The 11027-nt window shown below is 61.3% G+C and carries 7 protein-coding genes; 3 read left to right on the top strand and 4 right to left on the bottom strand.

Annotated features, from left to right (window positions below):
- Positions 1 to 227 precede the first annotated feature (227 nt).
- Positions 228 to 1409 carry a hypothetical protein gene (locus tag OXG98_16320; protein ID MCY3773572.1) on the bottom strand — a complete coding sequence of 394 codons (1182 nt, stop codon included), beginning with the start codon at positions 1407 to 1409 and terminating at the stop codon, positions 228 to 230.
- A gap of 218 nt (positions 1410 to 1627) precedes the next feature.
- Between OXG98_16320 and OXG98_16315 the strand changes: the two genes are divergently transcribed.
- From OXG98_16315 to OXG98_16305, 3 genes are all read left to right on the top strand, one after another.
- Complete coding sequence (locus OXG98_16315; GenBank protein MCY3773571.1) at positions 1628 to 4249, top strand: M14 family zinc carboxypeptidase; 2622 nt, start codon at positions 1628 to 1630, stop codon at positions 4247 to 4249.
- Positions 4250 to 4328: 79 nt separating this feature from the next.
- Positions 4329 to 5528 carry a starvation-sensing protein RspA gene (locus tag OXG98_16310; protein ID MCY3773570.1) on the top strand — a complete coding sequence of 400 codons (1200 nt, stop codon included), beginning with the start codon at positions 4329 to 4331 and terminating at the stop codon, positions 5526 to 5528.
- On the top strand, positions 5525 to 5956 hold the full coding sequence (locus tag OXG98_16305) for an RDD family protein (protein ID MCY3773569.1): 432 nt from the start codon (positions 5525 to 5527) through the stop codon (positions 5954 to 5956). Before OXG98_16310 ends, OXG98_16305 begins: the two co-directional genes overlap by 4 nt.
- Before the next feature lie 142 nt (positions 5957 to 6098).
- Here the strand turns inward: OXG98_16305 and OXG98_16300 are convergent, their stop codons facing one another.
- From OXG98_16300 to OXG98_16290, 3 genes are all read right to left on the bottom strand, one after another.
- Positions 6099 to 6299 carry a hypothetical protein gene (locus tag OXG98_16300; GenBank protein ID MCY3773568.1) on the bottom strand — a complete coding sequence of 67 codons (201 nt, stop codon included), beginning with the start codon at positions 6297 to 6299 and terminating at the stop codon, positions 6099 to 6101.
- 335 nt (positions 6300 to 6634) lie between these two features.
- The gene (locus OXG98_16295; protein ID MCY3773567.1) at positions 6635 to 6874 is read right to left on the bottom strand and encodes a hypothetical protein; all 240 of its coding nucleotides are present in this window, start codon (positions 6872 to 6874) and stop codon (positions 6635 to 6637) included.
- A 111-nt stretch (positions 6875 to 6985) separates the two neighbouring features.
- On the bottom strand, positions 6986 to 10987 hold the full coding sequence (locus OXG98_16290; protein MCY3773566.1) for a hypothetical protein: 4002 nt from the start codon (positions 10985 to 10987) through the stop codon (positions 6986 to 6988).
- Positions 10988 to 11027 lie beyond the last annotated feature (40 nt).

Below are 11027 nucleotides of genomic sequence, written 5' to 3'. Positions count from 1 at the left end.
GAAGCCGCGCAAGTTCCTTCTCGTAGTGCTTTTGGCCCAGCTTTTTCTTCTTCGTTTTCTTCCCGGGTGCCGCAGGTTGCTTCCCGTCGATTTTATTCACGCGAGTTCCTCCCGTACCGCGGCCTTTCGTACCGAGACAGGCATCCCATAGCGCGACAGGCGTCCCGTACCGCGACTGGCCCCATGGCCCACAGCAGGTCTCCCGGCCCGGTACGCGCCGTGTCGCCTCAGCTTCCGCTTATCCTGAACCTCACGCCCATCCGGTCGAGCTCGTCGATCATCGTATCGAAACAGTTCCCGTAAATCGCCTGCTCGGGGGTAACAAAGGGCCGGCCGGGATGGGGCAGGTCTCCCCGGGCCGTCATCCGCGCGCCGATGGCCGCGGTGAAGGCCGTGGTCCGCGCCATGGAGGTAAATCCCGTCTCTTCGTCGTACCGATCGATCATCTCGGCCGCACGCGTGGCGGGCCGGCCGTCCTTCTCGCCGATCGCGGTGACGCGGAACGTCGTGATGTCCCGGTCCTCCGGGGTCATTTTCACCCGGGGCAAGAGCACGGCGTCCACCACGTGCTTGGGGATCACACTGACGCCGTCCACGTCCACCGGTTCCTCGCTCAGCAGGCCCAGTTCCCGCAGCACGGTAACCCGAGCGGAGTACCCCGGCCAGCGGACGGTCTTCTGCGTGCCGGTGCGCAGGCCCTTCAGCACTTCCAACTCGAGGAGCCACGGGAAGAACCCCTCGTGCCAGGCTTCGCAGTCACCCACGCTGCTGAAGGAAACCGGTTCCGGGTCGGAGTAGCGGGGGACGTCCACGAGACGTCCGTCCCGCACCATCCGGGCCGTGGATTCACGCAGGGGCAGGCGCTCGCCGCCGAAGACGATCTTGTACCCCAGGGGCGGCTCGGGCCGCGCCGGTATGCCTCCGCACTGGATGTGCAGTTCATCCGTCCGGTCGAGCTGCTCCGCCAGGCGGCGGGACACGATCTCGGTAAGTCCCGGCTCCAGCCCGCAACCCAGGATGACAAAACCCGGTGAATCGGAAAAGCGCGACCTCATGGCATCGAGATCCTCCCGGGGCATGCCGGCAAGGTCCAGGCGGGTGAGGTCCATGTACGGCATGCCCGCTTCGAGGGCGAGGGGAAAAGCCGTCATGCTCGCGTCCCTGGGCAGGGCCGCCACGCCCGCCGCGTGATCCTTCATCACCGCGATGGTCTCGGCCCGGTCGCCCATGTCCAGCCTGCGGTACACGACCTTGTCCGCGCCCGGCTTGTCCCGCAGCGTGTCGCGGCAAGCATCGAGCTGGTCGCCACTGAGATCGCAGACCGTTACGCGCTCCACCGCTTCGTCCAACATGGCGTTGTACGCCGCCGCGGGGCCCATCAGGCCGCTGCCGATCACCAGAATGCGCACGGCTACCTCCGTATGGACCAGATCCCGACCGAGAGGAATGTTCAGGTGGTTGAAACCGGAAGCCGGACACTCAATTTGCGCGGTCGACCGGGCCCGCGTCAAGGGCAATCTGACGGGCGGATTACCCTTGATCCGGGAATACCCCACCTGTATCTTGGCGGTTACATTTACCCCGTAATATCGATTCGTCCAGGTTCATATCCAGATCGGGAAAAGTCATGATCCGAGTCCGTCCGCTGTGCTTGCTGGTTGTTGCGCTCGTCCTCGTTACCGGAACCGTCCGGGCGCAGGATCTCCCTTTCGCCATGGAGGTCCGCGTACCGGGCGTCGACGCATACGATGCGGACATCCCCCGCCCCGAATCGGTCATCGGACACGTCGTGGGTGCGACGCATACGCGTTCCCACCTCGTGGCCGCGTACTACCGGGCCGTGGCCGAAGCATCGAACCGCGTCGTGGTGAACCGCCACGGCGCCACCTACGAGGGACGCCATCTGCTCCACGCCGTGGTGACCTCGCCGACCAACCATGCACGGCTGGAACAGATCCGGATGGCCAACCACCGGCTGTCCGACGCGCCCGGCGAGGTGTCCGACGCCATGATCGAAACCATGCCCGTCGTCGTCCACATGGGCTACGGGGTGCACGGCAACGAGGCCAGCGGTCCCGAGGCGGCCATGCTGGTCCTCTACCACCTGGCCGCGGGATCGGGACCGGCCGTGGACGGCCTGCTGGACCGCACCGTGATCATCCTGGACCCCAACTACAACCCGGACGGGCGGGACCGTTTCGTCAACTGGGCCAACGCCAACCGGGGCCGGGTCGCCACGCGGGACGGCCAGGACCGGGAGCACGTGGAACCTTGGCCGGGCGGGCGGACCAACCACTACTGGTTCGACCTGAATCGGGACTGGCTCGTGGCGCAGCACCCTTCTTCGCAGGGCCGGGTGGACCTGTTTCATCACTGGCGCGCCCAGGTGCTGACCGACGTCCACGAAATGGGCAGCAACGCGACCTATTTCTTCCAGCCCGGCATCCCGAGCCGGAACAACCCGAACACGCCGGAGCGGACGTTCGAACTTACGGCGGCACTCGCGGAGCACCATGCCGAGTGGCTCGACCGCCACGGCTCGCTGTACTACTCCCGGGAGACTTTCGACGACTTCTTCTACGGCAAGGGCTCCACCTTTCCGGACGTGAACGGCGCCATCGGCATCCTCTTCGAGCAGGCCTCGTCCCGGGCGCTGGAACGGATGACGAACGACGGGGTCCTGACCTACCCCTTCACGATCCGGAACCAGTTCGCCACCTCCATGTCGACCCTGGCCGGCAGTCTGGCCCTGCGGACAGAGCTGCTCACCCACCAGCATGATTTCTACGCGTCGGCGGCCGAAGCGGCCCGGCAAAACCCCGTCAAGGCCTACATCCTCGATCTCGGCGATTCGAGAACGCGCACGCAGGCCCTCCTGCAGATGCTGCTCCGCCACCGGATCCGGGTCTATGAGCTCGCCCGGACCGTGGAAGCGGGCGGGCGTACCTTCCGCGCGGGCGAGGCAGTCATCATCCCCATGGACCAGAGGCAGACGCGGTTGATCAAGGCCTCGATGGAGCGGGTCACGACCTTCACGGACTCCCTCTTCTACGACGTCTCGGCCTGGACCCTGCCCCTGGCCATGGGCGTTCCGAGCGGTGAACTGCGCCGTTACTCCGACGATCTGGCCGGTGCGGAAATCACCGAAGCCGCGTTCGACGGCGGCGAACTGATCGGCGGCCACGGATCCTACGCCTACCTGATGGAATGGGACCGGTACTTCGCGCCGCGCGCGCTCTACCGGATACTGGACGCGGGCATCCGGCCTCGGGTGGCACGCAAGCCCTTTACACTCGCCACGGACGGCCTAAGCGGACCGGGTGTCCTGGGCGGATCGGGCGAACCGGGCGGCACAGAAAGGACTTTCGACCGGGGCACGATCATCATCCCCGTCGCCCAACGCGACGCCGCGTCCGCTGTGACCGCCGCGCGGGTGCGCGCGTTGATCGAGCAGATCGTGGCGGAAGACCACGTCATCGTTTACGGCACGGACACGGGCCTGACGCCCTCGGGCGGCGACCTGGGCGGCCCCGGCTCTCCGGTACTGGTCAAACCGGAGATCGCGCTGCTCTCCGGTCCCGGTACCCGGGCCTATGAGGTCGGCGAGACCTGGCACCTCCTGAATGAGCGGTTCGGCATTCCCGTCTCACTGGTCGACGCGGACGGATTCGCCGGGCTCGACCTGAATCGCTATACGACCCTGGTCATGGCCATGGGCAGCTACGACCTGGAGACGGAAGACGTGAACCGGCTCAAGGAATGGGTGCGGAACGGGGGCACGCTCGTCGCCTGGAAGAACGCCGCCAGGTGGCTCATCCAGAAGGAGGTGATCGACGAAAGCCTGAGCCCCATTTCACCCGATACGCTCGATATTCCCTACGAGGACGTTTCGGCCACGCGAGGCGCGCAGCGTATCGGCGGCGCCATATTCGCGGCGGCGCTGGACACCACCCATCCGCTCGCCTTCGGGTACGGCGGCGTAACGCCCCTGTTCCGAAACCACGAGATCTTCTTCGAGCCGTCGGCGACACCCGGGGCCACGGTGGCCCGGTACGCGTCGTCACCGCTGCTAAGCGGCTACATCTCGCCGAAGCGTCACGCCGAACTGGCGAACACGGCCGCGCTGATCGCCCGGAGGCTGGGGAACGGCGCCGTCGTGCTCTTTGCAGACAACCCCAATTTCCGGGCCTTCTGGTACGGCACGAACGGCCTGTTCCTCAACGCCGTCTTCTTCGGGGGCGCCTTCTAGAAGCGTTCGGGGCGCTGCCGACGCGACCCTGGCGCGAGCCCGAAGTGAACCGCGCATCCATTTTGTCCAGGAAACAACCATGCCCGTGACCATTACCGATGTGAAGACCATCCTGACCCAGCCCGCCGGCGCTCGCCTGATCGTCGTGAAGATACTGACCTCGGAACCCGGCCTGTACGGCCTGGGGTGCGCGACCTTCACCCAGCGGTTCCGGGCCGTCCACGCGGCCATCGAACACCACCTGCGTCTCTTCCTTCTCGGAAAGAACGTGGACGATATCGAAGACCTGTGGCAGACGGCCATGGTGAACGGGTACTGGCGCAACGGACCGGTCCTGAACAACGCCATATCCGGCATGGACCAGGCGCTGTGGGACATCAAGGGCAAGCGGGCGGGCATGCCCGTGTACCAGCTCCTCGGCGGAAAGTGTCGTGAGGCGGCGGACACCTATGTCCACGCCGATGGCGCATCACCTGAAGAAGTGGCGGAGAACGTACAGCGGTACATGGCGCAGGACTATCGCCACGTCCGCTGCCAGATCGGCGGATACGGGGGCACAAAACCGCGGGTCACTCCGCCCGATGGCGCGAAACCCGGCGACTATTTCGATCCGCGGAGCTACATGCGCCGCACACTCAAGATGTTTGAGCACCTGCGCACGGCCGTGGGCGACGAGGTGGAACTGCTCCACGACGTCCACGAGCGGCTCACGCCCGCCGACGCCATCGTCTTCGCGAAGCAGCTCGAACCCTACAACCTCTACTTCCTCGAAGACGCCTTGGCCCCCGAGGACAACGAATGGTTCCGCCGCATGCGGCAGACCTCGACCACGCCCATTGCCATGGGGGAACTCTTCAACAATCCCGCCGAATGGCTGCCCCTGATCGAGGGACGGCGCATTGACTTCCTGCGCATGCACGTCAGCCAGATGGGCGGAATCACGCCGGCCCGCAACGTCGCGGCCATGGCTGCCATGTACGGCATCCGCACGGCGTGGCACGGGCCGGGCGACGTCTCCCCGGTGGGCCACGCCGCCAACCTGCACCTCGACCTGTGGGCGCCGAATTTCGGCATCCAGGAATGGTGCCGCTTTGGCGACCTGGTGTACGAGATCTTCCCCGGCACGCCCGAAGTACGCGGCGGCTACATGTATCCCAACGACCGTCCGGGGCTAGGCATCGACGTGGACGAAAAGCTGGCCGCCCGCTATCCCTGCGAGGACGAAATCATCAACTGGACGCAGGCCAGGACGCCCGACGGAGGACCCGCCCGGCCGTGACCTTCATTTCAGGCTACTCCCTGTCCGAAGACTATGCCGGCCACCTCCAGCGAATCGGCGCCTTCGCCATCGACCTGGCACTTGTCACCGCTGCTTCCTGGGTGATCGCGCTGGCGGCCGAATATACGGGCGTCTTGTCGGACCCGGCAACCTTACACCTGATGAGCGCGTTCCAGTTGCTCATGCCGTGGTTCTACTACGCGGCCATGGAGAGTTCGGCCAAAGGCGCCACCCTGGGCAAGATGATCCTCGGCATCCGGGTGGCCGACGCCGAGGGACACACGCCCACTTTCGGCCGCACCGCGCTCAGAGCCATCCCCAAGTGCCTCCCCATCCTCTGGCCGGGCTATCTCGCCGCGGTCTTGACCCAGCGCAGGCAGGCCTTTCACGACCTGATCGCGCGGACGCTGGTGGTGCGGACCGGGTAGTCCTGAGCATAGGATGGCATGATTGGAAGGGACGGGTTTACCTTTTCGCGTCGGCCTTGTATTTGAAGTATCCGCTTACTTCGTCGATCCTGGTCTCTACCCCGTCGATCTTGCTTTCCAGCGCAATGATTTGCGCTTCCACCTAGTCTTCCAAAGTGACAATTCGCGCTTCCAATTTGTTCTCCGACGCAACGATACGCGCTTCCAACCTATCTTCCATGCGATCCATTCGCGCGACCAGCCGGTTCTCCAGTTCGATTCGTCCCGATTTGGACGCTCGCCAAAAGAAGATAAATGCACCAAACAAGAAAGCCGGCGTTACGACCAGTTGAGCGATTTCCATGAAACGATCCGTCCTGAAAGAATGCTACTTATACGATTCTTGCGTTCTCTCATCAAGTTTTGTCTCGATGCTTGATACATCTTCAATCAATTCTCGTAATCTCTCTTCTATCGACAGCATCCTGTTTCCAAGACCACTATTCAAGTAGAGCATGATCGTAACAATGATACCAGTCATCATTACATGCATTCCGGCCATTGTAACAATCGGAGTCCATGACCAATCTCTCTTACAGTTTTCACCCATTTCTTAACCCTCAATATTTTGACTGATCTTCATTCAGTTTTCGGCATTCATCCCGCATTTCAAGAAGTGCCGATAGCAGGGATCCTCATTTATTCGTTTCCGGACACACGCAGGTAACCTTCGATGTGGCCCAGGCGTGTATTCATGTCGTGGATTTCGGAACGTATCGAGGTGAGTTCCGTACGCAATCCGGTCAGCTCGGTCCTAATCTCGTCCCGGAATTCCTTGTTGGACTGATTGATGAAGGTGACGACTGCGATAACGAGGATGCCTATGGCTGATACGATCTGCGCGCCAAAGGCCCAGTTCTCCCGGGACATTCCGGTCATCTTCCGGCTCCTGGTGGGCCGTGAATATGGATGAACAACCGACCGCTATATCGTTTTAGTCGGAGATCACCGGGTAGTGCTCGTGTTTTTTATTGGAAAAAGTAAAAGAGGCTACCACGAATCCCGATCCGGAACACCGCCGCTGACGGTGATCTCCATACCGGGTTCAGGCGGGATGCGCCGGCCTGCCGTCGAGGTGTCCGACGGGTCCGGCCAGTCTCTGAAGATGCCTCTCACCTCGCCCGTTACTTCGTCCCGCATGAGCGCCATGTAACGGTCCCCGTCTCCGTCGACCGAGGCATAACCTCCGGGACCGGAAATCGTTACACGATACAGGTTTCCGGGCCAGGACTCCCGCACGGGCAGAACGAAAGCGAAGGAGCCGCCCTCGGTATCGGCATATTCCGAAATGGCGAAGGATAAAGAGAACAGCGTGCTGCCGTCTTCGCGCTCTCCTGTAAGGGTATACGGGCCGTCGGCTTCCGGCAGCTTTAGCGGCGCTTCGACAACGAAGGCGGGCTCGAGGGTGAGTTCCCCGGCCTGGTCAAGACCGCCCCAGAGCAGCAGTCCCTTCGTTGCGGCCGCAAAAGCCGGTGGGATCACGGCGCCTAACGCCATGCGGTGGGTCAGCGCCCTGGAAAAAGAGTAGTCGCTGATCCACATCGGCTCGCAGTAACTCATCAGGTCCCAGGTCTGGGGACTCACCAGGGATTCACTCATCATATCGTATCCGGATACCCCAATGGATCCATCTTCATAGGGGAAGAATGGATCGGGGCCGGCGGCGCCGCCGCATGGAGCATGAAAGAGATTCAGGTTGTGTCCCAGCTCATGTGCAATGACGTAGGGATCCAGGACGGACAGACTCAAATAGCTGGGTATGCCTAGAGCTATCCCCAGTAGTCCGCCCTGCGGCCCGGCCAGTCTGAAGATGCCCATGTAGTAGCCCGTCTCTCCTTCCAGGGCATGGATGGCCTCCAATTCGGGTCCGAGAACACCAACGTTATCGGATACGGGATCCACAGAAGTCCAGACCGGCGCGTGCACCGTCAACTGGAAGTCGCTCACCGGCAGCAGATCCCGGGTCGGCCGCATCAGTTCGGATTCCGGCGTGATTCCTTCTATCGCGGACAATACGGAATGATCGGGACCATCGACCCACAGATAGGGTACCAGCGTCAGATCGAAGGTCGGAAGCTCCCGTACATCCAGCGAAATCCTTCCTGTCTCGGGAATACGGCCGGCGATCCCGAGAGCGGTATCCAGCGTCCCGTCCGGATCGATCTCGACCACAACCTCGAGGCCTGGCATCACTACAGAACCGGGTACACGTACATTCGCCGTGGCGGTCAGTGTTTCCTCCTCGAAAGAAGCCGGTATATCCGAAGTTTCGCCCGGCGCATCGGCCATGTATGTAGACCACACCCCGCCTTGATAGAACGAAGCCCGGACGGGAGGCATGGAGACGGCGGTTTCCCCTTCCGCCTTCAGGAAAACCCGCAACAGCGCGTCTTCGCCAGCGACCAGGGGTACGGGATGATCCAGGGACTGACTCGCCTGCGTCAGGTAGGCGGTTGCCTCCACAGCGGCGGCGCACGGGGTGACCCGACTGCTCTGAACGAAACGAAGCCAGTTTTGAAACTCGGCGTCCCGTGGCGCACAGAGTCGGGTATCGCCCAGCATGAGCGTTTGGAGATTCAGACCTGCGAGCTCGGCCGGCAACGGACCGGACAATCCCGTGTTTCCGGCCAGCACAAGTTCCCTTAAGCCGGCCAACCTTCCCAACCCATCGGGCAACGAACCGGTGAACTTGTTGTATGAGAGATCCAGGGTTTCCAGTGCAGTCATCTGGTCCAATACTCCGGGGATCGAGCCGGACAGTTCGTTTCGACTCGCATTTAAGACCAACAGGTTTTTCAATGCTCCGATTTCCGCGGGTACCTGCCCCACCAGGTCGTTACGGCTTATATCCAGTTCTTCAAGTTTGGACAACAGCCCCAATTCCTGCGGTATCCCGCCCGACAACCTGTTTCTGTTGAGACGCAACTCGGTGAGATTGTCCAGCTGTCCGAGTTCCTCAGGAATCGAGCCCGAAAATCCGTTGCGTCTCAAATCCAGGGTCTCAAGCATCTTCAATTGGCTCAACGCTGCGGGTATGGGACCGTACAGGCCGTTTCCTAAGAGGCTCAGCTTCTTGAGTTTGGTCAGTTGTCCGAGTTCAACAGGCAACATGCCTGTTAGCGTCGTGCCATTCAGGTCGAGATCAAGCAGTTCAAGATTGGTCAGCCTCCCCAGTTCAGGCGGTATCGTTCCCGAAATCCAACAGCGGGACAGGTTCAGTACCCGAAGGTTTTCCAACTCGCCCAGTTCTGGCGGGATGGGTCCGGACAGTTCGTTTCCCGGTAAATCCAGGTATTCAAGCCTGTCCAGACGGCTCAGCGCGGCAGGCAGCGGCCCCAGAAGATTGTTCCTACCAAGATTCAGCGCAGTCACCCGTCCGCTAGCGTCCGTGGACACGCCGAACCATTCATCCAGCGGTACGGCGCTCAGCCAGTTGGTGTTCTCCTTCCAATTCGATCCATTCGTCTCATTGTAGAACGATACCAGTGCCTCCCAGTCCGGAAGATCTTCATCGCAGACTTCGACACCGGAGGTGTCACCAATGCCGTTTAACCAGAACCGGAAATCCGAATCGGAAGATGCACACAGTCCGGTGCCCTCAAGGTTGAGCGATTCAATTGCAAGCCCGGTGAGCGATTCCGGAATGGGGCCGACGAGCCCTGTATTGCCTCGCAGGTCGATTTTCGTCAAGTCTGCCAGTTTGCTCAAGCCCGAGGGCAGGGAACCACTCAGGTTGTTGTCAGACAAGTCCAGTTCGGTAACCCGGCCGTCGGCATCAACCGTCACCCCGTACCATGCGCCCCGGGGAGCCTGGCTCAACCAATTCTCGTTGTTCGTCCAGTTCTTGCCGCCCGAGGAAGTGTACAACCCGACAAGGGCCACCAGGACCTCTGTATCCAGTTCGGGACAGCCGGCGACGGACTGATTAGGAATGACATTCAACCACCCCTGGAAACGGACGTCCCGGGGGGCACAAAGATGTGTCCCTTCGAGAACCAGAGACTCCAGACGCAGGACAATGAGTTTCAAAGGCAATGGCCCGGCCAGACCGTCGTTCAGGGACAGATTCAAGTTCCTCAGGCCGGCCAGATCCGATATTCCGCAGGGCAACACTCCGCGCAAGTTGTTGTCTGGAAGATGAAGTCCGTCAACACGTCCGACTTCATCCGTCGTCACGCCGTACCAGTCGTTCAGAGGCGCATCGCTCAGCCAGTTCTCGTTGTTTGTCCAGTTTGGTCCACCCGTCGAGTTAAACAACACCGCCAGTGCTTCGGTATCCAGGTCGGTGCAGGTGCTCGTGACATCATGGTCTGTAATGGTGTCCAACCAGGCCCTTATTTCAGGAGTCGGCGGCGCGCAGATCCCCGTGCCGTCAAGGTAAAGGTTAGACACAGAAGTAAGGTTGGTGAATGTCAGCGGCAGCGTTCCGAACAGGCCGGAGTTGCCGACAAAACTCATCTGATACATTTTTGTCAGGCTTCCCAGTTCTTCAGGGATGGTGCCCGACAAATCGTTCGTAGCCAGCCACAACGTATTGAGGTTGCTTAACTTACCCAATTCCCCTGGTATGGCGCCATTTAGCTTGTTAATCCAAAAGTCCAATGCCTCAAGCTCGTCCAAATTGCCCAACTCGGCTGGAATAGGTCCTTCGAGGTTGTTTTGAGTCAGCCTCAACTCCGTTACCCGTCCATTCCCGCCGGTCGTCACGCCATGCCACTGTCCCATCGGCAGTTCGCTTAGCCAGTTGTCGTTGTTTGTCCAATTCGGTCCGTTCGTGGCGTTATACAGCGCGATCAGCGCCGCCCTGTCCGTATCGGAAGTCGAAACGGAAACTGTTGCGTTTGCGGTCACGCTGGCGTCGGTGGCGGTGATCCTGGCCGGTACTTGAGGCGCCTGCGGCTTCGTCGGACTGTCCCTGCCGCACCTGACCAGGATCGGCAACGCCAGCATCATGATGATAGCCGTCGATATGAATCTTCTATGCCGAGTCATAGCTGGTTTTCCTGAAGTGGATCAGACATGATCTGACCAC

It is taken from the genome of Gemmatimonadota bacterium (genome assembly GCA_026706345.1).
GTDB lineage: Bacteria > JAAXHH01 > JAAXHH01 > JAAXHH01 > JAAXHH01 > JAAXHH01.
The sequence above is the reverse complement of the archived record's forward strand: the minus strand, read 5'-3'. Positions and strand labels throughout refer to the sequence as shown.